The organism is Sphingomonas sp. PAMC26645 (assembly GCF_004795835.1).
Taxonomy (GTDB): Bacteria; Pseudomonadota; Alphaproteobacteria; order Sphingomonadales; family Sphingomonadaceae; genus Sphingomonas.
This window is the reverse complement of the sequence record NZ_CP039249.1, coordinates 1,572,494-1,593,162: the sequence shown is the minus strand read 5'-3', so window position 1 is coordinate 1,593,162 and position 20,669 is coordinate 1,572,494. Positions and strand designations below refer to the sequence as shown.

The window sequence follows — 20,669 nt, the reverse complement described above, 5'->3', positions numbered from 1 at the left end:
TCGTGTCTTTGATACAACACAGAGGGGATGAGGTTTGGCGATGGGTGCCGGGATGCAAGTGGTAGTCGTTGGTGGCGGTACCGCTGGTTGGATGACCGCGGCAACATTGGCCATGAGTTTCGCCGGCCGGCTTGCCGACGTAACCCTGATCGAGTCTGAGGAGATCGGCACAGTCGGCGTCGGCGAAGCGACGGTTCCTCACATCCGATTCTTTAATCAAAGATTGGGTATCGACGAAGCCGACTTTATTCGTCGTACAAATGCGACGTTCAAGCTTGGCATCGAATTTCGCGATTGGGGCCGTGTCGGCGACAGCTACATCCATCCCTTTGGCGATTTTGGGCACGACGTCGATGGCCTGCCTTTCCACCAGCATTGGGCACACGCAACGCGCGGTGGCACTGACGGCCTACCGGCTTTGGAAGACTGCTCGCTGCCGATCGTCGCCGCGCGCGAAAATCGTTTTACGCCGCCGCTCGAGGACCCGCGCTCGATCGGGTCGACCTATTCCTACGCCTATCAGTTCGATGCGACGCTCTACGCGGCCTATCTGCGCGACTATGCCGAAGCGCGCGGCGTCGTCCGGATCGAAGGACGCGTCGATGCGGTCGAGCAAAGCGCAGGCGGTATAGACGCCGTTCGCCTTGCCGATGGTCGGAGGATCGCGGGTGACCTGTTCATCGACTGCTCCGGCTTTCGCGCACTCCTGATCGATGGCGCACTCAAGATTAAATCTGAGGATTGGTCACACTGGTTGCCGTGCGATGCCGCATGGGCCGTTCCCACCGCCAATGCCGGCGCATTGACGCCGTACACCCGGGCAACCGCGCGTGAAGCCGGATGGCAATGGCGCATCCCGCTGCAGCATCGAACGGGGAATGGCCATGTCTTCTCGACACGGTTCACCGACCCGGAAACCGCACGTGCGGTGTTGATGAATAACCTGGAGGGCGAGGCGCTTGCCGAACCGCGCATGCTGCGCTTTCGTACGGGCCGGCGAGATCGGCAATGGGTTGGGAACTGCGTCGCGATCGGCTTGTCCGCGGGGTTTCTCGAACCACTTGAATCGACCAGCATCCACCTGATCCAGCTCGCGATCGGCAAGCTCATCGAACTGTTTCCATCCGGTGGCGTGTTCGACCCAGCCGATGCGGCGGAGTTCAACCGCGCGATGGCGCTCGAATATGACCGGGTCCGTGACTTCCTGGTGCTGCACTACTGTGCCACGGAACGCGACGACACGCCGTTCTGGCGCTACATGCGAACCATGACCCTGCCCTCGTCGCTGACCGAGAAGATCGCCGAATTCCGCGAGCGGGGCATCGTCGCATCCTATCGAGAGGGCATGTTCCTGCCGGCGAGTTGGCTTGCCGTCTATTACGGCCAACGCATCATGCCGGACCGCGTGAATCCGCTGATTGCGGATATTCCGTCAGCGACTTCGCGAGCTCACGTCACCAGGGTCGCCGCCGCCTGTGCGAGTGCAGCCAAGACAATGCCCTTGCACGAAGACTATATCGCGCGGATCAAGGCCGCGGCATGAGCCGGGTCGTCGCAATTCTCGGCGCGAACCTGTGCGGCTGGATGGCCGCGGCCGCGCTCGCGCGTCGCCTGCCTCGTGACGCCTATCATGTCGTCGTGATCGACCATGGCACGACTGGCGACGGACTGGGGGATTTTGCACCGGTAATCACGGTGCCGCCGGCGCTCGGCGGGTTTCATGCCGATCTCGGTATCGAGCCGACGGCGCTTGTCCGCGCAACCGGCGGAGGCCATGCGCTCGGGGTCGCGTTCGGTGGCTGGCGCAAGGACGGTGCCGCAGCGTTCCTGTCGTACGGCGAAACGGGCGCGCCGCTTCAGGGTATTGCGTTCCACCAGCTTGCCGGCCGGCTGCGCAAGGACGGGATCCATGTCCGTCTGGCCGACTATGCCCTGTCTGCCGTTGCCGCACAGTCCGGCCGGTTCGCTCTCGAAGCCCCGATCGCGCATGCGTTGCATCTGCCGGTCGAAAGCTACACTGCGGTGCTACGCGCGGCCGCGATGAACTTCGGTGCGTCTTGCGCGAACGCATCGTTTGCCGACGCACGGATCGATGCGAACGGCATCGTCGAGATACTGAAATTGACGGACAGTACCTCTATCGCACCGCTGCTCGTGCTGGACTGTTCCGGCAGCAGCGCGCGCATCGCGAGCTGGACGGCGCCGGCATTCGAGGACTGGTCTGCTTGGCTGCCGTGTGACCGAATGCATACGCAAACGCTGTCGGCAACGGGCGCACCGCCACCCTATACGCAAGTCGATGCGCAGGGTTCGGGCTGGACCGCAACCTGGCCGCTCGGTGGCGCCGACGTGCGTTTGACCTGCACCGCGGGTGGCGAGGGCACGCCGTTCCGCGCCGGTCGCCGCATTGAGGCTTGGCGCGGCAACTGCATTGCCCTGGGCGCCGCTGCGGGGCTTATCGAGCCATTGCACCCGACCGCGCTGACGGTGCTGTTGCGGTCGCTCGCGCAGCTCATACAGCTTTGGCCCGCGGAACGCCGAGCGCCGGTCGAAGCCAAGGCGTTCAATCGATTTACGGCAAACGCCATGACGGGCGCCCGCAACTTCGTCATCGCGCAAAAGGCCGCAGGCCGTGGCGTGGGTGCATCCAGAGACGAGCCCGGCGGCACGATGCTTCCCGATGCCGTCGAGGCGAAACGCACCCTGTTTGCCGCACGCGGACGTCTGCCGATGTTCGATGACGAACCGTTCGAAGAGGAGGACTGGGCCGCAATGTTCGACGCGATGGGTCTCGTGCCACGGCGGTACGACGCGCGCGCCGATGCGCTACCCCTGGCAACGATCCAGCAGCATTTCGCCGATCATCGCGCGCGGATCATCGCGCAGGTCCGAGCGCTTCCGCCCTACGCGCACGCCATGGCCGAACTGGCTGCTGCATGACGCTGGGTTCACCTGTCCGTCGCATCGTCATCGTCGGCGGCGGCACCGCGGGCTGGATGGCGGCCGCCGCGCTGGCGCGACTGATCCCGACGGGGGCCAGCGTGACCCTGATCGAGTCCGATACGATCGGCACCGTCGGTGTCGGCGAAGCAACGATCCCGCCGATCCGAGCCTTCAACGCGATGCTCGGCATCGACGAAGCGGCGTTTCTGGCGGCAACGGCGGGCAGCTTCAAGCTCGGCATCGAGTTCGTCGACTGGGGTGCGATCGGCGAACGCTATCTCCACCCGTTTGGCGGGTTCGGATTCGATATCGAGGGCGTCCGCTTCCACCAACATTGGCGACGTCGGCGAGCAGCAGGCGTGGTCGAGGACATCGACGCCTACTCGCTCTGCGCGGTCGCCGCGCGGGCCGGGCGGTTCGCCCCCCCCTCGCCCGACCCGGCATCCATATTGTCACAGATGGCGCATGCCTATCATTTCGACGCCGGCCTTTATGCCCGATTCCTGCGAGGTCGTGCGGAACGCGACGGCGTCACCAGGATCGGGGGCGAGATCGGCGATGTCGCGCTCGACGGCGATACCGGGCACGTCCGTTATGTCACGCTCGCCGGCGACCGCCGGATCGAAGGCGACCTGTTCCTCGACTGCTCCGGCTTCCGCGGGTTGTTGATCGAGCAGGCACTCGGTGCCGGTTACGAGGACTGGACGCGCTGGTTGCCCTGCGATCGGGCCGTTGCGATGCCGACCGCGAATATCGGCACCGCGATCGCGCCGTACACCCGCTCGACCGCGCAAGCGAGCGGCTGGCAATGGCGCATTCCGCTGCAACACCGCACCGGCAACGGCTATGTCTACAGCAGCGCTCATTGCTCGGACGACGAGGCCGCCGCGACCTTGCTCGACGGTGTAGATGGGCCACCGCTTGCCGACCCTCGCGTTCTTCGCTTCACAGCCGGGCGGCGGCGAAAACAATGGATAGGCAACGTCGTCGCACTCGGCCTAGCCTCCGGCTTCACCGAGCCGCTCGAATCGACCAGTATCCACATGGTGCAGACCGGCATCTCGAAGCTGCTGGCGTTGTTCCCCGACCAAGGTTTCTCGCCGGTCGAGATCGATACCTATAATCGTCTTGCCGAAACGCAGTTTGACCAGGTTCGCGACTTCCTCGTGCTTCACTATCATGCGACCCGCCGGACCGACTCTCCGTTCTGGCGCGAGGCCGGCGCGCGGGCGATCCCCGATAGTATCGCCGAGAAGATTGCCCTGTGGCGACGTCGTGGACGGCTGTTCCGATGGGAGGACGATCTGTTCGCCGAAGCAAGTTGGGTCGCAGTGTTGCTGGGTCAGGGCATCGTCCCCGAGGGCTGGGACCGCCTCGCCGATGCGGTCGACGCCCGGGACGTGGACGCCCGGTTTGATCGTTTGCGCGCGATGTTCGCCGACGCCGCAGCCCGGATGCCGCGTCACGAAGACTATCTCGCCCGTACCAGCCCGACGCGCGTGCGCGCATGACCGACGCTCTACGATCTGTAACGATTGTCGGTGGCGGTACCGCGGGCTGGATGGCGGCGGTCGCGTTCGGGCGGCTGCTCGGCCCCGCCGGCACGCGCGTGACGCTGATCGAGTCGGACGATATCCCCACGGTCGGCGTCGGCGAAGCGACGATTCCCCCGATCCGTACCTTCCACGCGATGCTCGGGATCGACGAGGACGCCTTCCTGCGCGCGACCGGCGGCAGCTACAAGCTCGGCATCCGCTTCGAAGGCTGGACGCGTCCAGGCGAGTCCTATGTCCATCCGTTTGGCCAGATCGGTACCGACATCGCCGGCGTGCCGTTCGCCGCGCAATGGCTGCGTGTGCGCCAGGCAGGCGCGGCAGAACCACTGGGCGCCTATTCGCTTGAGGCATGCGCAGCGGAGGCCGGCCGTTTCTCGCGGCCGATCGCGAATGGAAACTCACCCCTGTCGCGGATCGGCTATGCCTATCATTTCGACGCCGGGCGCTACGCCGCGTTCTTGCGCGTGCAGGCCGAGGCATACGGCGTCGTCCGCCATGAAGGGCTGGTCAAACGCGTCGAGCGCGGCCCAGCGGGTATCGCGGCTGTACATCTCGCCGATGGCAGCCGCATCGCCGGCGACCTGTTCCTCGACTGCTCCGGCTTTCGCGCACTTTTGATCGAAGGCGCAATGGAGGCAGGATGGACCGACTGGTCCGAATGGCTGCCCTGCGACCGTGCCGTCGCAGTGGCTTCGGTTGCCGACGCCGCACCGCTGCCGCTCACTCGGGCGATCGCCGAACGCGCCGGCTGGCGCTGGCGTATCCCGCTGCAGCACCGCACCGGCAACGGCCATGTCTTTTCCAGCCGCAACATGAGCGAGGACGAGGCGACCGCAACGTTGCTGGCCGGGGTGGAAGGAGAGACCCTTGCCGAACCTCGCGTGATCCGCTTCGCAACGGGCCACCGCAACTGCTTCTGGGTCGGTAATTGCATCGCTCTTGGTCTGGCGGCGGGGTTCATGGAGCCGCTTGAATCCACCAGCATTCATCTGGTGCAAAGCGGATTGCAGCATCTGCTCAGGATGTTGCCGACGGGCGCCCCTCCCGCCCCGGCAGTGGTCGAGCGCTACAACCGCATCATGACCGCGGAATATACTCGCATCCGAGACTTCCTCGTCGCACATTACCATTTGAATGCGCGCGCAGAACCGTTTTGGCGCGACCGCGCTGCTGCAGCGATCCCTGAAGGCCTGGCCGAAAAGCTCGCATTGTTTCGCGCCGGCGGCCGCATCTTTCGAGAGGCCGACGAACTGTTCAATGAAACTAGCTGGCTTGCTGTGTTGACCGGACAGAACGCCCCCGTCTCAGGCTACGATCCGATCTGCGACGGCATACCGATCGAGACCGCCGCCAATCGGTTGGCTCAGGTCGAACGCGTAGTCGCTACTTCACTAACGCATATGCCATCCCATGCCCATGCGCTCGCCAGGTTGGCGTGAACCAGTATCGGCTAATGCCGTGCCGCTCGCCATCGTTGCGGCCGCGACTAAACTCGACCCACGCGGCTTGCGTTTCGATGGTCCCGAACGGGTCCGCAAGACGTCCGGTCGTCCCGAGCATCGTCGATGACGGCGGCAAGGCGACCAAATGGAACCCGCCGCCTGCTGAGCCGGCTTCATCGACGGCACTCGGTCAGCGTCGCTGTAGCGCTTTCAACAGATAGCCGCGGATCCGCTCGGTACGATCTGGCGAGGCTGGCCCGAGCACGCCACGCGCTGCCGTGGGCAAATGATCGCCAGCCGCGGCCGCATCGTCGCCGAACACATAATGCTCGAACCAAGCCCGCCACCCCGCCTTCTCCGCCGGTGGACGATCGCGCACCGCCATCATCGCATGGACCATCGCGTGAAACGCCGAAACCGTCGGGTCGAACGCCCACCAGTAATTGCACAACACATTGAGCGTCCCGAACGCCTGGACGTGATGCCACCAGATCGCCGGAATGAACAACGCATCACCCGGCCCTAAATCGGCGACCAGTGCGTGACGCAGCGCCTCGGCATATCGCGGAAACTGGTTCAGGTCCGGCGCCAACGGATCGACCATGCTGGACGGCGGGCCGGCCAGCGTCCGGTCGAGTGGCCCGATATACAGATTGCCGACCTCGTCCGGCGGGAACAGCGTGAAGCGGCGCCGGCCGGCGACTACGCAGGCAAGGTTCGTCGAGCCGTCATAATGTGTCGCGGTCTGCGATCCGTTGCCGATCCACAGCCTTGGCGTCGCTCCGCCCAGCGGCAGGTTGATCGGATTGGCTGCCAACCATCCCGGTAAATGCTCAGGCGCGGTTGCCGCGTTGGCATACAGGAAATGCCGCTTCTCCTCGGGCACGCTGGACAGTCGCAACAATTCGCTCAGCAAGACCGCCAAGGGGGCCTTCTCGCGGTGAAAGTTGAAGCCTTCCAGATTATCGCCGCGATAGAAGAAGCGGCCACCGAATTCGGGACCGCCGATCAGCACGTCCATCGGCTTGCCGCCATCACCGAGGCCGGCCAGATACGTTGCGGTCGCGTCAACGCCACCTTCCGCCGCCCGCACGCTAGCCCAGTGGGCAACCTGCCCGCGCAACACCACCGGAGTAGCGCGCCCCGCCACTTCGGCAGCGAAGGTCTGAGCGTCGACGACGGCGCGCTCTTCGACGCGAACGTCCGTTGCGGCGGGATGAATGCTCTCCATAGTCCTGCAATAGCAGTAAGATGCGCCTCACCAAATCCTGTTTGAGGCATGGATCGGCAAAACGCATTCACCGTATTTTTCGTGGTGCTGCAGAACCGCAGCAATCGTCGACATGGCGCGTTGGCCACGGTTTTATCCAGCAACAGCGCGTGTGCCGACCGCAGATCCTGCGCAACCAACCCCCGCCCCACCCGTTCTCAGTGGCAATCCAAGCCAATAGGAGAATGACGATGGCCGACAAGGATACCCCGCAGGAAGTCGCAGCGAAGTTCATCGAGAAGCTGAAGTCGAGCCCGTTCGTGATGATCGGCCTTAACGATGGTGAGCATTCGGAGCCGATGACTGCGCAGATCGACGACGATCAGCCCAACACGCTGTTCTTCTTCGCCGGTCGCGACAACCGTATCGCCAAGGGCGGCGCGGCGATGGCGCAGTTCGTCGGCAAGGGCCATGATTTCTTCGCGTGCATGGCCGGCGACGTCTCGACGTCGAACGACCGCACGCAGATCGACAAGCTCTGGAACAACCAGGTCGAGGCATGGTTTCCGGGCGGCAAGGAAGACCCGAACCTGACGCTGCTGCGCTTCGACATCGACAGCGCCGAGCTGTGGGAAACCGACATCTCGATCGGCGGCCGCCTCAAGATGCTGTTCGGCGGCACGATCCATTCGGACGAGTCGAGCAGCCACGCGGTGGTCAACTCGATCGCCTGAGCCGATTTTGGGCAGCCCGTACTGGGCTGCCCATTTTTCTTACCCGTTCGCGGTGATGAACTCTTCCACCACGGGCGCGATTTTGTCCCGCCAGCGCGAGCCGTTGAAGATGCCGTAATGACCGGCCCCTTCCGCCATCAGATAGCGCTTCTTCTCGTCGGGTAGCGCGGTTGCCAGCGTCAACGCAGCCTTGGTCTGCCCCAAGCCCGAGATATCGTCACGTTCGCCCTCGACCGCGAGCAGACCGATATCGGTGATCGCCGCCGGATCGACCAGCCGGCCGCGATGCGTCATGATCCCCCGCGGCAGCGCATGGTTCTGGAATACCACATCGATCGTCTGGAGATAGAATTCCGCGGTCATGTCGCAGACCGAGCGATATTCCTCGTAGAAATCCTGGCTCTGTGACGCGCTCTCGCCATCACCCTGGACGAGATGTTTATACATCTCCCAATGCGAGACCATGTGGTTGCCCAGATTCATCGACATGAATCCGGCAAGCTGCAGGAAGCCGGGATACACCTTCCGCCCCGCACCCGGATAATTGCCCGGCACGGTCGCGATGACGTTCTGCTCGAACCACGCATGCGGCCGCTCGGTCGCCAGCGTGTTCACCGCGGTCGGTGCCTCGCGCGTATCGACGGGACCACCCATCATCGTCAGCGTCTTCGGACGGCACGGGTTCTTGTCTGCGCTCATCAGCGCAACCGCGGCGTAACACGGCACCGATGGTTGGCAGACCGCGAGCATGTGCGTGCCCCCCTGCCCCTCATTCGCGCCGATCGTCTCCAAATATTCGATCAGATAATCGATGTAATCGTCGAGATCGAACCGCCCAGCCGACAGCGGCACGCTGCGCGCGTCTCGCCAGTCGGTGATGTAGACGTCGGCGAACGGCAGCATCCGCTCGACCGTTCCGCGCAGCAAGGTCGCGTAATGCCCCGACATCGGCGCGACGATCAGCAGCTTCGGACCGCCCTCCACACCCTCGCGCACGAAGCGCTTCAGCTGCCCGAAGTCCTTCCGCAGCACGATCTCCTCGCGGACCGCGACCTCGCGGCCGTCGATCGTCGTCGTGTCGAGCCCGAACGCCGGTTTGCCGCGAGTCGCATTCGCGTGTGCGAACACTTCGAGCGCCGAGGCAACCACCGTGCCGCCGCCCAAATAGGCGAACGGGTTTGCCGGATTGTTGAGCATATCCGCGCCGAAGCTCGCCATCTTGCTGGCGCCGGCCATCATCGAACGCTGGAATTCATAGGCATCGTAGAGCATGCGGTATCCTCTCGCCTCATCGGGCTTTGCACGGTGGTAACGCAATTTTGCCGCAGTGCAACGCGCGATCGACCGCCGCTCCGTCCCGCGCGACCGGATCACCGCGCTCTGCGACGCCCGGTTCTCGTTGAGCGCCACCCCCGCCACTGCTAGGCACCGCGCATGGCCAAGCCGATACCCGAAGAGAAGACGTCCCGCCGGATCGGCGATCTCGCGATGGTGTGGCGTCACGCCTCCCAATACCCCCGCCAGATCGCGTTCGCGGGGCTCGCGCTGATGATGACCTCGGCCGCGACTATCGGCATCCCATACGGATTCAAGCGAGTGATCGACCGCGGCTTCGGCCCCGGTGCAGGCGGGTCGGTCGCCAACTCCTTCCACTACCTGCTGATGATTGTCGTCGTACTCGCGCTCGCGACCGCGGTGCGCTTCTATTACGTGTCGTGGCTCGGCGAGCGCGTCGTCGCGGATATCCGCACCAACGTGCAACGCCACCTACTCCGCCTGACGCCGCGCTTCTTCGAGGAGAACCGCCCGTCGGAAATCGCCTCGCGCCTCACGTCGGATACAGCGCTGATCGAACAGGTCGTCGGCAGCACCGTGTCGATCGCGCTGCGCAACACCTTCACCGGCATCGGTGGGCTGATCTACCTGTTCGCGATCTCGCCCAAGCTTGCCGGCATGCTGATGATCGGCATCCCGCTGATCATCCTGCCGATCGCGCTGCTCGGCAAGCGCGTGCGCAACTACTCGCGCACGTCGCAGGACCGCGTCGCCGACGTCGGCTCGATTGCCACCGAGACGCTGGGCGCGATGAAGGTCGTGCAGGCGTTCGGGCAGGAAGACCGCGAGGCCGCCCGGTTCGCGGACGCGGTCGGCGCGACGTTTGCGGCGGCTCGCGCGCGGATTATGTTGCGGGCGGTGATGACCGCGATCGTCATAGGGCTCGTGTTCGGGTCGATTACGTTGGTCCTGTGGGAAGGCGCGATCGACGTCGCGGCGGGGCGGATCAGCGGTGGCGCGATCGCCGCGTTCGTCCTGACCGGAGGGATCGTCGCGGGCGCGTTCGGCGCGCTCACCGAAGTCTATGGCGACCTGTTGCGCGGCGCCGGTGCGGCCGGACGCCTGTCCGAACTGCTGCGAGAAAAGCCCGAAATCGCCGCGCCCGCCAACCCGGTCGCCCTGCCCCAGCCGCCACGCGGTGCGCTCGCGTTCGAGAGCGTGCAATTCCACTACCCGACGCGACGCGACGTCGCCGCACTCAACGGCTTTTCGCTCGACGTGAAGCCGGGGGAGACGGTCGCCGTGGTCGGTCCCTCGGGCGCGGGCAAGACTACCTTATTCCAGCTGGTACAACGCTTCTACGATCCCGACGCCGGCCGCGTGACGCTCGACGGCATCGACCTGCGCGATGCTGACCCGGCCGAAGTCCGCGCCCGCATCGCGATGGTGCCGCAGGAAACGATCATCTTCGGCGCCTCGGCCCGCGACAACCTTCGCTACGGCGACTGGTCCGCGACCGACGATCAGCTCTGGGCCGCCGCCGAAGCCGCCAATGCCGCAGAGTTCCTGCGCAAGCTGCCCGACGGTCTCGACACGTTCCTCGGCGAAGGCGGCGCGCGGCTTTCGGGCGGTCAGCGTCAACGCGTTACGATCGCCCGCGCGCTCCTCCGCGATGCGCCGATCCTTTTGCTCGACGAGGCGACCAGTGCTCTCGATGCGGAAAGCGAGCGGCTGGTGCAAGAAGCGCTTGAGCGCCTGATGGCGAACCGCACCACGCTCGTCATCGCACACCGCCTCGCCACCGTGCGCGCGGCCGAGCGGATCATCGTGATGAACGACGGACAGATCGTAGAGGAAGGATCGCACGGGTCGCTGATGACCAACAGCGGTCTCTACGCGCGGCTGGCGAGCCTGCAGTTCAACGGGGCCGCTTAGACCTTCTTGGGCTTGGGCTTCTTCGGTTTTGGCATCGGCAGTTCCGCGGTCGAGATACGGACGAGTTCCGCCAGCCACTCGGCATCGTCCCGGCGATCGGCATCGACCAGTAGGCACGGTTTCGCGCCGGGATAGGGCGGCGCTTCGTCGATCGCCCCGACGAACGCGCGGCCGCCCGGTGTCGGTTTGACGAAGAGCTGCTCGTCACAGATCAGCGCGACCATCCTGCCGTCGCAATAGACGCCGTATTCGCCGAACATCGGCTTTGCCGAGACATCCCCCGCCGCGGCGAGCTGGTCGACGATGAACGCGACGGTTTCTGGATCGGATGCCATCGGGCGATACTCGCAGATCGATGCGCGCATGGCGAGCCGCGCAACGGCGTTTCGCTTGCGATGGTACGGTCGCGCGCGCAAAGTCTTCGAAAGAGGAGATGGATATGCGCGACTTCGACATCGTCATCTACGGCGCGACCGGGTTCACCGGACGGCTCGTGGCAGAGTATCTCGTCCAGACCTATCCGACTGGCGTTCGGTGGGCAATGGCCGGGCGTTCGCTGTCGAAGTTGCAAGAGGTCCGCGACCTGATAGGCGCGCCTGCCGATACGCCGCTGATCACTGCCGACTCGGACGATCCCGCCAGCCTCCGCGCGATGGCCGAACGCGCCACCGTCGTCATCTCGACCGTCGGACCGTATCAGCTCTACGGCACCGCACTCGTCGCCGCCTGCGCCGCAACCGGCACCGGCTATGTCGACCTGTGCGGCGAGCCGGCATGGATGCGCCACATGATCGACGCGCATGAGGGCGAGGCGACGCGGACGGGCGCGCGGATCGTCTTCTCGTGTGGGTTCGACTCGATCCCGTTCGATCTCGGCGTGCTGACATTGCAGGATGCGGCGAAGGCGAAATACGGCATCCCAGCACCTCGCGTGAAGGGACGCGTGCGGAAAATGCAGGGGACGTTCTCCGGCGGCACCGCGGCGAGCCTAAAGGCGACGCTCGCAGCCGCGGCGCGCGATCCCGGCATCGTCAAGTTGCTGACCAGCCCGTTCGCGCTCACCCCCGGCTTCCAGGGACCGCACCAGCCGACCGGGCTGATCCCCGAATACGACACGACCATATCGGCCTGGGTCGCGCCGTTCGTGATGGCGCCAATCAACACCAAGAACGTCCACCGCACCAATTTCCTCCTCGGTGAAGCGTATGGGGCGGACTTCGTCTATGACGAGATGATGGTCGCGGGACTGGGCGATCTCGGCAAGGTCGCGGCCGAGGCGATCGCCAAGTTCAATCCGTTCTCGGGCGACAAGGGGCCAAAACCCGGCGAAGGCCCGTCGAAGGAGGAGCGCGATGCCGGCCATTACGACCTGCTGTTCGCAGGCATCATGCCCGATGGCGAGCGCATCGACACGGTCGTAACCGGCGACCGCGATCCCGGCTATGGATCGACCAGCAAGATGATCGCCGAGGCGGCGTTGTGCCTCGTCCAGGACGTGGAAGGCGATGGCGGGATCTGGACGCCGGGTGCGCTGATGGGGGTGAAGTTGCGCGAACGGCTGGTAGCGAAGGCGGGGCTGACCTTCAGGGTCGGGTGATCAACCGCGAAAGAACCGCGTGGCGATCCAGGCAATCAGCACCGACACGATGATGGCGATCGGCACGGCGAGACGTCGGCGTCGCTCGACGGCAGCATAATGCGCGTCGAGATCGAAATAGAAGCGACCTAGTGCGGTTTCGCGGACGATGCCGTTGGCGCGTAGCCGATCGAACGTCGCCTGCTCCCGAGCGTCGCGAGGTAGGAAGGCGATCGCATCGTCGGGTGCGATCGCGTGTCGCGCCAGGAACAGCACCGGGATGACCCCGCGGATCCGATGCGGCCGCAACGCCATCGGCATGCCGGCTGGGCTTGGCCTTTCCGGCGAGAGCTTATTCGGCAAGCGTGAAGACCGTCGCCGCAGCCGCCACGCTTGCAGCGACGCCCGATACCCCGACGATCGCTGCGGCTCGAAGTCGCACCGAAGCGCGAAATGCGCCGAGCTTTCGCGCATCGAGATGATAGCGCCCGGCCCCGTCGTCGACGATCGCGCCATAGACGCGAAGTTGGCGGAATATCCGCGCGTCCTTCGCTACATAGGCGATTGCCCGATCAGCCGACGTGGCCCGTGCCGCGACGAAATCCTTGACGATCCGTCGACGCGATCGGCCTAGAATAAGTCCCCGCATACTCTTCCCCCCGCGCCGATCTCGCATAGCGCGGGGGGTTTGCGCAATTCCTAACGCCGCTTGCCCTGATGGCGGATGTTCGTTGGGCGACCACGCCGCTTGATCTCGCGCACCGGCTTGCGTCCGCCACGCGGAGGCTGGGCCGCACCCTTCCCCTCGGGCATCTCGAACCTCAGTGCACCCGACACCGGGTTCGCCTCTGCCAGCCGCAGTTCCAGCGTCTGCCCTTGCGCGAAAACGTCGCCACTATGCTCGCCGGTCAGCGTCCGCGCGCCTTCGTCGAAGCGGAAATACTCGCCGCCCAGATCGCGCACCGGCATCAGCCCGTCGCCACCGATCCCCTCGACCGTCGCGAAGAAGCCGAAATTGGTCACGCCGGTGATCCGCACGTCCATCACTTGGCCCACGCGTTCCGACAGGAATGCCGCGACGTAGCGGTCGGTGGTGTCACGCTCGGCCTCCATCGCGCGACGTTCGAGCCGGCTGATGATCTCGCCGACCGACTCCATGTTGGCTGCGTCGTCGGCCGGCAGCCCGCCTTCGCCAAGGCCGTACGCCGAGACCAGCGAACGGTGGACGAGCAGGTCGGCATAACGCCGGATCGGCGAGGTGAAATGCGCGTAGCTGCCGAGACTGAGCCCGAAATGCCCGTGATTGCCGGGCGCATAATAGGCCTGGGTCTGGGTGCGAAGGATCTGCTCCATCACCTGCGGACGGAAATCCGCATCGCCGATCCGCTCGATGATATGGTTGAACGTGGCCGGCCGCACGACCTGCCCGAGCGCGAACGGCACTTCGAACGTCTCGAGATATTCCTTGAGCGCCGCCAGTTTCTCGCGGCTCGGCGGCTCGTGGATGCGGTACATGACCGGCGCCTTTTTCGCCTCCAGTGCCTTGGCGGCGGCGACGTTGGCGGCGATCATGTAATCCTCGATCAGCCGGTGCGCGTCGAGGCGCTCACGCGGGGAAACGGACATGATCCGCCCCTGCTCGTCAAGCACCACACGCCGTTCGGGGAGGTCCAGATCGAGCGGTGCGCGTGCGTCGCGCGCCTTCGCAAGCGCGTGCCAGCAGGCCCAAAGCGGCTGTAGCACGCTTAGCATGTCTCCTCTTCCGTCTTCGGGAGGGGTTGGGGGAGGGGCTGGCTGACTCACAACCGGGTCGAGCGCGGCACCGCCCTCCCCCGACCCCTCCCGCAAGGCGGGAGGGGAGGAGGCGTCGATGATCGCCTGCGCCTCCTCATACGCAAGGTTCGCGGCGATCCGCACCACCGCGCGCGTGAAGCGCCACGACTTGAGCGAGCCGTCCTTGCCGATCCGCAGATGGCACGCAAGTGCCGCGCGATCCGCGCCTTCCTTCAGCGAACACACTTCCGCCGACAGGATCTCGGGCAGCATCGGCACGACGCGGTCGGGAAAATACACCGAGTTCCCGCGCCGCCGAGCCTCGCGATCGACCTCGGATTTCGGTCGCACGTAGAAGCTGACGTCCGCGATTGCGACGATCGCCTTCCACCCGCCGGCGTTCGAGGGATCGTCATCCGCCTCCGCCCAGACCGCGTCGTCGTGATCGCGCGCATCTTCTGGGTCGATTGCGACGATCGGCAGGTCGCGCAGATCTTCACGTCCCTCGCCCAACGGCAGCTTCGAGACCCGCTCCGCTTCGTCGAGCGCCTCTTGCGAGAAAACGTCGGGAATGCCGAGCTTGTGGATTGCGATCAGTGAGAAACTCCGTGCTGCGAACGGATCGCCGAGCTTCTGCACGACACGGGCGGCGATCTTGGGCGGCTTGCCCGCCAATTCCGCCAGCACGAGATCGCCCGGCGCCGCGCCGCCCGCATCCGCCACGGCGAACTCACGCCGCTCGCGCTTGTCGACACCCGTCAGCCAAAGTCGCCCGGCCTCTTCGCGCAACACGCCGAGCACCTGCTCGGATGCCGGCGCAAGCACCTTCATCGGATGCGCGATCCAGCCGTTCCCAGCCTCCTCGGTTCGCGCGAGGATTCGCTCGCCGACGCCGAGTGCACCGCGCTTCCGCTCGCGCACGCGCAACCGCGGCGGTGGCACACCGTCCGCCTCCCAGCGCTCGGGCACCGCCCAGACGTTGCCGCCGTCGTCGACGTCCGCGATCCGCAGCACCGTCACCTTCGGAATGCCGCCCATCTTGTGGAACGCGCGACCCGGCGCGCTGTCGATCAGCCCCTCGTCGGCCATGTCCTTCAACAGGGCTTTCAGCCCGATCTTGTCTTGCGCGCTGAGCCCGAACCCCTTGGCGATCTCGCGTTTGCCCGCAGGCACGTCGGAAGTGGCGATGAAGTCGAGGATCTGCTCGCGCGTGGGAAGACCGGCTTTTGGTTTGTACATGGGACAGAGATAGTCGGTAGGCCCGCCATTACCAAACGGCTAAGCTACGGGCATGACGCAAAGTTACGACATCCTCATCGTCGGCGGCGGCATCAACGGCGCCGCGATCGCCCGCGAGGCGGCACTGAACGGCTTGTCGGTCCTGCTCGTCGAGAAGGGCGACCTCGCCGGCGCGACCTCGTCGGCCTCGACCAAGCTGATCCATGGCGGACTGCGCTATCTCGAATATTACGACTTCAAGCTGGTCGCCGAAGCACTGCGCGAACGCGAACGCTTGGTGAAGGCCGCGCCGCACATCATCCGCCCGATGCGGTTCGTCCTGCCGCAAGAGAATGCGGTGCGGCCCTGGTGGATGGTCCGGCTCGGGCTGTACCTGTACGACTGGCTTGGCGGCCGCATGACGCTGAAACGATCGCGCGGCCTGCGCAGGAGCGACAACGCGTACACCGCGCCACTGAAGAACGGCGCGCGCGGCTTCGTCTATTCCGACGCGTTCGTCGATGACTCCCGCCTTACCGTGCTGAATGCGATGGACGCGTACGCCAACGGCGCGGAGATCGCAGTCCGCACCGAACTCGTCACCGCTCGCCGTGACGGCGCACTATGGCGCGGGACGCTGTCGGATGGCCGTGACGTCACCGCGCGCGCGCTCGTCAACGCCGCCGGCCCGTGGGTCGCCGAATTGCTGGGCCGGCTTGGCATCAATGCCAGCGCCGGCGTCCGGCTGGTCAAGGGCAGTCACATCGTCGTGCCCCGACTGTACGAGGGCGCCCACGCGTATATCCTGCAGCTTGCCGACCGCCGCATCGTCTTCGCGATTCCGTATCAGGGCCAGACCGAGATCGGCACAACCGACATTCCCGTCGACCGGCCCGAAGACGCGGTGATCGACGCGGGCGAGATCGCGTATCTCTGCGATGCCGCGAACCAGCATTTCACGCGTCAGATCGCGCCAGCCGACGTTACCTCGACCTGGTCCGGTGTGCGCCCGCTCTACGACGACGGCGCCAGCGAGGCCAAGGCGGTGACGCGCGACTATGTCCTCGAACTCGACACGCTCGGCGATACGGGCGCGGCGCCTCTACTGTCTGTGTTCGGGGGGAAGATCACGACGGCCCGCCATCTCGCCGAGGAAGCGCTAGAAAAGGTCGCCCCCGCGCTGGGTACGACCGTCCGCCATATGACTCGCGACCGTGCTTTCCCGGGCGGCGCCATCCCACCTTTCGCGACCTATCTCGCGCAGGTCCGCGCGCGATGGCCGTTTCTCGGGGATGCCCGAAGCGAACGGATGGCGCACGCTTACGGGGTGCTGCTCGATGACATGCTCGCGAGCGTCACCGACGCAGCAGGGCTGGGCCTGGAACTTGGCGGCGGCCTGACCGAGATCGAAGCACGCTGGATGCACGATCGCGAATGGGCGAGGATACCCGAAGATGCATTGATGCGTCGCAGCAAGATCGGACTGACCTTGAACCGCGCGGAGACGGACGCATTCTGGACATGGTGGACCACGGCATTCCCCTCGTAAGCATGGGGCTTGCATGTTTTAGGATTGAGCATATCCTCGCGGCATATCCATCGAGGAAACCTCCAATGGCCACATACCCGGACCTCCAAACCGATCCTGAAGACAAGAACCTGGTGATCCTGCAAAGCCTGATCTGCCTGTTGCGCGAGAAGAACATCCTGTCGCGAGCGGACATCGAGGAGCTTTGCGACACGGTGAAGCGCCGCGCGAGCGACCATGCGAGCGATCCGCTTCCCTGCCAGATGAACGGCGCACGAGCAGCCGCTACCGAAGTCGCGCAGATTGGCGATTATATTGGCCGCAAGTACGGCGGAAAGCACCGCCGTTCGATCTGAGTCCATGCGTTGCGCGCGAGACGGCGAAGAATGGTCTTTTTGCGCGGTTTGCGTTTGATGAAGTGGGTGCCTAACGAATGTGGTTGAGACGTGAGTTTCGCGATGCCGGGCATTACGGGCTGGACTGCAACCTGCGGCGTTGACTACTCGTGAAGAGCGACATGCGATTTTTCGGGACGCGATAGTCTGCTGTCCTCGAATATAGTATCACAGGCCGTACGATGAGACCGGTTGCCGAAGAACGGTTCGACGCCGTGTTTGTTGTACGGGGTCGTGACGTCACTTTACCAAAAGTTCTGATTGCCGGCGCTATTACTACCGTCACGTGCATAGTTGCGACACGCAGTTGTTGCGACCACCATCATCGCTCTATATCCCGGTGTCGGCCACCAACGTCCCGGTAAGTCTGCAACAGCTAATTGTCGACGTGACAGGCTCCACGAACTTGCCTCTGTCTCACATCAAAATCGTGGTCTTACTCTCGGCAGCGCTCCCTCTCTTGAGGGCGCTGTTCGTCGGAGTTAATCGCCCCGCGCCATTCAAGGTCGCGAGGCGCGTAGGCCGCCAACCGGTGCGCTAACAAACGAAGTATCAACGAGGCGCAAAGCAGGCGGGCAACCGCGGGCGCGATTGCTGCGAGCCTCGCCTTCGCTCACCGCATCGCCCGATCAGCTTGCGACGAAGCATGTCTCGCCGGCGACGCGCAACCGGCCACAGATATCCGCCGCCTGGTTTGCGCTGCCCGCGTTCACGCGTAGGCGATACAGGGTACGGCCACCGGCTGCGACTGGCTGGACCGACTTGCCTAGCGCGCCGACATACGCGAATCGCTTCGAGAAGTTCGCCCAGGCGGCGTTGGCGACGGCCTCGCTGGGATAGGCACCAAGCTGGACCAGCGACCCGCCGGTAGCCGTGCCGGCACCATTGGGCTTCGATGGTGCCAAGGGTGCCGCAGCGACCAGTCGACCACCCGAGGCCGGAACCTGCGCGACCGCATTGCGCCCCGCGGCGTCATCGGGCTTGGCCGCAACCGCACGCTTACCCGCGACCGGTGCTTCCGGCACGCCGCGCAGGTCGATCGCGCCGTTGCCCGATTTGCCCGCGCTGGTCGCGATCGCCGAGTCGCCCTCGCCCTTGACCTTCAGGCCGCCGGCGTCGTCGGGCTTGACCTTGTAGTCGCCTTCCTGTGCGGCGATCATCTGGCCGTCGCCCGTCGGGGCGCGCTGTTGCAGCTTGTAGATGCCGAAGATGATCGCGGCGAGCACGGCCAGGCCGAGCACGACGAGCGCGATGACGCGGCCGATGCCGACGGTTTCCTGCTCGTCCGGCTCGACGGTTTCGAGCCAGGGGAGCCGGTCTTCCTCGCGCAGATCCATATCTTCGGCCATCACTTCATCTCCGAAACCGCTTCGACACCCATGATGGCGAGGCCGTTATGAATAATCTGCCCTATAGCGGACGCCAGGAATAGCCGCGCCGCGGTCGCCTGTGGATCCTCGATCACGAGGAAACGACGATCGGGACGGTCGTTCCCGACATTCCACAGCGCATGAAACGCAGCCGCCAAGTCATAGAGATAGAACGCAATTCTATGCGGTTCGCGCGCCGTCGAGGCGATCTCGACGAGCCGCGGGAACTGCGCGGCAAGCTGCACGAGCGCCAGTTCGTCCGTATCAAGCCGGGACAAATCCGCGGAAATAGGCGTAATTCCCGCCTCGGCCGCGCGCCGATGCAGCGATGCGATACGAGCATGCGCGTACTGGACGTAGAAAACCGGGTTGTCCTTCGACGCCTCGACCACCTTGGCGAAGTCGAAATCCATCTGTGCATCGGACCGTCGCGTCAACATCGTGAAGCGGACGACGTCCTTGCCGACCTCGCGCACGACATCGGCCAGCGTGACGAAATTGCCCGACCGCTTCGACATCTTGACCGGCTCGCCGTTGCGCAAGAGCCGGACCATCTGGACGAGCTTGACGTCGAACCGCGTCTTGCCGCCGGTCAGCGCCGCAACCGCTGCTATGATCCGCTTGACCGTGCCGCCATGATCCGCGCCCCAGATGTCGATCAGCTGATCGGCACTCTGGCTCTTTTGGAAATGATAGGCGAGATCGGCACCGAAATAGGTCCAGGACCCGTTCGACTTCTTGATCGGGCGATCCTGGTCGTCGCCGAACTGCGACGAGCGGAACAGCGGTAGCTCGACCGGCTCCCAATCGTCAGGCGTCTCGCCCTTCGGCGCTTCGAGCACGCCGTCATAGACGAGATCGCGCGCGCGCAGTTCCGCCTCGGCCGCTTCGGGCTTCCTGGCGGCCTGAAGTTCGGCTTCGGACGCGAACACCTCGTGCTCGATCCCGAGCAGCGCGAGATCGGCGCGGATCATCACCATCATCGCGGCGACCGCCTGCGTGCGGAAGACGACCAGCCATTCGCTCTCGGGCGCGCCTACGTAGCGGTCGCCGAACTCCTTCGCGAGCGACTGGCCGACGGGGACGAGGTAGTCGCCGGGATACAGCCCCTCGGGGATCTCGACGGTCTCGCCGAGCGCCTCGCGGTAGCGGAGGTGGACCGAGCGCGCGAGCACGTCGACCTGCCCGCCGGCATCGTTGACGTAATATTCGCGGATCACCTTGTGGCCGGCGAATTCGAGCAGGCTGGCGAGCGCATCGCCGACCACCGCGCCGCGGCAATGGCCCATGTGCATCGGGCCGGTCGGGTTGGCCGAGACATACTCGATGTTGACCGTGATCCCGTCGCCCTGCTTCGAGCGGCCATAGTCCGCGCCGGCCTCAGGAATCGCGGCGAGCTCGGCGCGCCATGCGTCGTCGGTCAGCTTCATGTTGATGAAGCCGGGGCCCGCGACGTTTGCCGAGGCGACGTCCTCGAGTTTTGACAGTTCGACGACCAGCGCATCGGCAAGGACGCGCGGATTGGTCTTGGCGGGCTTGGCGAGGACCATCGCCGCGTTGGTCGCCAGATCGCCGTGGCTGGTGTCGCGCGGTGGCTCGACCGTGACGTTCTTGCGATCGAGACCGGCCGGCAGCATCCCCGCCGCGGTCAGCGTGTCGAGCGCCGCATCGATATGCGCGGCGAAACGGGTGTAGAGCGTCATGGCAGTCCCGG

At 65.1% G+C, this 20,669-nt stretch carries 17 protein-coding genes; 9 read left to right on the top strand and 8 right to left on the bottom strand.

Annotation, left to right across the window (positions count from 1 at the left end; all coding sequences use genetic code 11):
- Positions 1-40: 40 nt before the first annotated feature.
- The 4 genes from E5673_RS07450 to E5673_RS07435 are packed head-to-tail and all read left to right on the top strand — an operon-like array spanning position 41 to position 5,938.
- Entirely contained in the window at positions 41-1,543 is a 1,503-nt protein-coding gene (locus E5673_RS07450; protein ID WP_136189492.1) for a tryptophan halogenase family protein, read from the top strand.
- Positions 1,540-2,940 (top strand): tryptophan 7-halogenase, encoded by a 1,401-nt coding sequence (locus tag E5673_RS07445; RefSeq protein ID WP_136189491.1) that lies wholly within the window; start codon positions 1,540-1,542, stop codon positions 2,938-2,940. Before E5673_RS07450 ends, E5673_RS07445 begins: the two co-directional genes overlap by 4 nt.
- On the top strand, positions 2,937-4,454 hold the full coding sequence (locus E5673_RS07440; protein WP_136189490.1) for a tryptophan halogenase family protein: 1,518 nt from the start codon (positions 2,937-2,939) through the stop codon (positions 4,452-4,454). Before E5673_RS07445 ends, E5673_RS07440 begins: the two co-directional genes overlap by 4 nt.
- Positions 4,451-5,938 (top strand): tryptophan halogenase family protein, encoded by a 1,488-nt coding sequence (locus E5673_RS07435; RefSeq protein WP_136189489.1) that lies wholly within the window; start codon positions 4,451-4,453, stop codon positions 5,936-5,938. The genes E5673_RS07440 and E5673_RS07435 overlap by 4 nt, the downstream gene beginning before the upstream one ends.
- 193 nt (positions 5,939-6,131) lie before the next feature.
- On the opposite strand, the gene E5673_RS07430 is transcribed toward E5673_RS07435, so the two are convergent.
- Positions 6,132-7,172 (bottom strand): cupin-like domain-containing protein, encoded by a 1,041-nt coding sequence (locus E5673_RS07430; protein WP_136189488.1) that lies wholly within the window; start codon positions 7,170-7,172, stop codon positions 6,132-6,134.
- 230 nt (positions 7,173-7,402) lie between these two features.
- Here E5673_RS07430 and E5673_RS07425 point away from each other — a divergent pair, with 230 nt between their 5' ends.
- On the top strand, positions 7,403-7,885 hold the full coding sequence (locus E5673_RS07425) for a pyridoxamine 5'-phosphate oxidase family protein (protein ID WP_136189487.1): 483 nt from the start codon (positions 7,403-7,405) through the stop codon (positions 7,883-7,885).
- Positions 7,886-7,924: 39 nt separating this feature from the next.
- Here E5673_RS07425 and phaZ read toward each other — a convergent pair whose 3' ends face one another.
- The gene (gene phaZ, locus E5673_RS07420) at positions 7,925-9,157 is read right to left on the bottom strand and encodes a polyhydroxyalkanoate depolymerase (protein ID WP_136189486.1); all 1,233 of its coding nucleotides are present in this window, start codon (positions 9,155-9,157) and stop codon (positions 7,925-7,927) included.
- A gap of 162 nt (positions 9,158-9,319) precedes the next feature.
- Between phaZ and E5673_RS07415 the strand changes: the two genes are divergently transcribed.
- A complete protein-coding gene (locus tag E5673_RS07415) occupies positions 9,320-11,095 on the top strand; it encodes an ABC transporter transmembrane domain-containing protein (RefSeq protein WP_136189485.1) in 1,776 nt (591 codons plus the stop codon).
- On the opposite strand, the gene E5673_RS07410 is transcribed toward E5673_RS07415, so the two are convergent.
- Positions 11,092-11,430: a TfoX/Sxy family protein gene (locus E5673_RS07410; protein ID WP_136189484.1), complete on the bottom strand. Its 339-nt coding sequence runs from the start codon at positions 11,428-11,430 to the stop codon at positions 11,092-11,094. The two genes, E5673_RS07415 and E5673_RS07410, sit on opposite strands and share 4 nt — an antisense overlap.
- 104 nt (positions 11,431-11,534) lie before the next feature.
- On the opposite strand from E5673_RS07410, the gene E5673_RS07405 reads away from it, so the two are divergent.
- On the top strand, positions 11,535-12,692 hold the full coding sequence (locus E5673_RS07405; protein WP_136189483.1) for a saccharopine dehydrogenase NADP-binding domain-containing protein: 1,158 nt from the start codon (positions 11,535-11,537) through the stop codon (positions 12,690-12,692).
- Here E5673_RS07405 and E5673_RS07400 read toward each other — a convergent pair whose 3' ends face one another.
- Genes E5673_RS07400 through E5673_RS07390 form a run of 3 tightly spaced genes read right to left on the bottom strand, consistent with a single transcriptional unit; the run spans position 12,693 to position 15,683 of the window.
- Positions 12,693-13,034, bottom strand: a complete 342-nt coding sequence (locus E5673_RS07400; RefSeq protein WP_136189482.1) for a hypothetical protein — start codon at positions 13,032-13,034, stop codon at positions 12,693-12,695. It lies immediately after the preceding gene.
- Positions 13,024-13,320, bottom strand: a complete 297-nt coding sequence (locus tag E5673_RS07395; RefSeq protein WP_056486607.1) for a hypothetical protein — start codon at positions 13,318-13,320, stop codon at positions 13,024-13,026. The genes E5673_RS07400 and E5673_RS07395 overlap by 11 nt, the downstream gene beginning before the upstream one ends.
- Positions 13,321-13,370: 50 nt before the next feature.
- Positions 13,371-15,683, bottom strand: a complete 2,313-nt coding sequence (locus tag E5673_RS07390) for an RNB domain-containing ribonuclease (protein ID WP_136189481.1) — start codon at positions 15,681-15,683, stop codon at positions 13,371-13,373.
- A 52-nt stretch (positions 15,684-15,735) separates the two neighbouring features.
- Between E5673_RS07390 and glpD the strand changes: the two genes are divergently transcribed.
- Positions 15,736-17,211: a glycerol-3-phosphate dehydrogenase gene (gene glpD, locus E5673_RS07385; RefSeq protein WP_136189480.1), complete on the top strand. Its 1,476-nt coding sequence runs from the start codon at positions 15,736-15,738 to the stop codon at positions 17,209-17,211.
- A gap of 65 nt (positions 17,212-17,276) precedes the next feature.
- Complete coding sequence (locus E5673_RS07380) at positions 17,277-17,546, top strand: hypothetical protein (RefSeq protein WP_056486616.1); 270 nt, start codon at positions 17,277-17,279, stop codon at positions 17,544-17,546.
- A 668-nt stretch (positions 17,547-18,214) separates the two neighbouring features.
- Here E5673_RS07380 and E5673_RS07375 read toward each other — a convergent pair.
- Positions 18,215-18,934, bottom strand: coding sequence for an SPOR domain-containing protein (locus E5673_RS07375; protein WP_136189479.1), 720 nt, complete (start codon positions 18,932-18,934; stop codon positions 18,215-18,217).
- Positions 18,934-20,658: an arginine--tRNA ligase gene (gene argS / locus E5673_RS07370; protein ID WP_136189478.1), complete on the bottom strand. Its 1,725-nt coding sequence runs from the start codon at positions 20,656-20,658 to the stop codon at positions 18,934-18,936. Before argS ends, E5673_RS07375 begins: the two co-directional genes overlap by 1 nt.
- Positions 20,659-20,669: the final 11 nt, after the last annotated feature.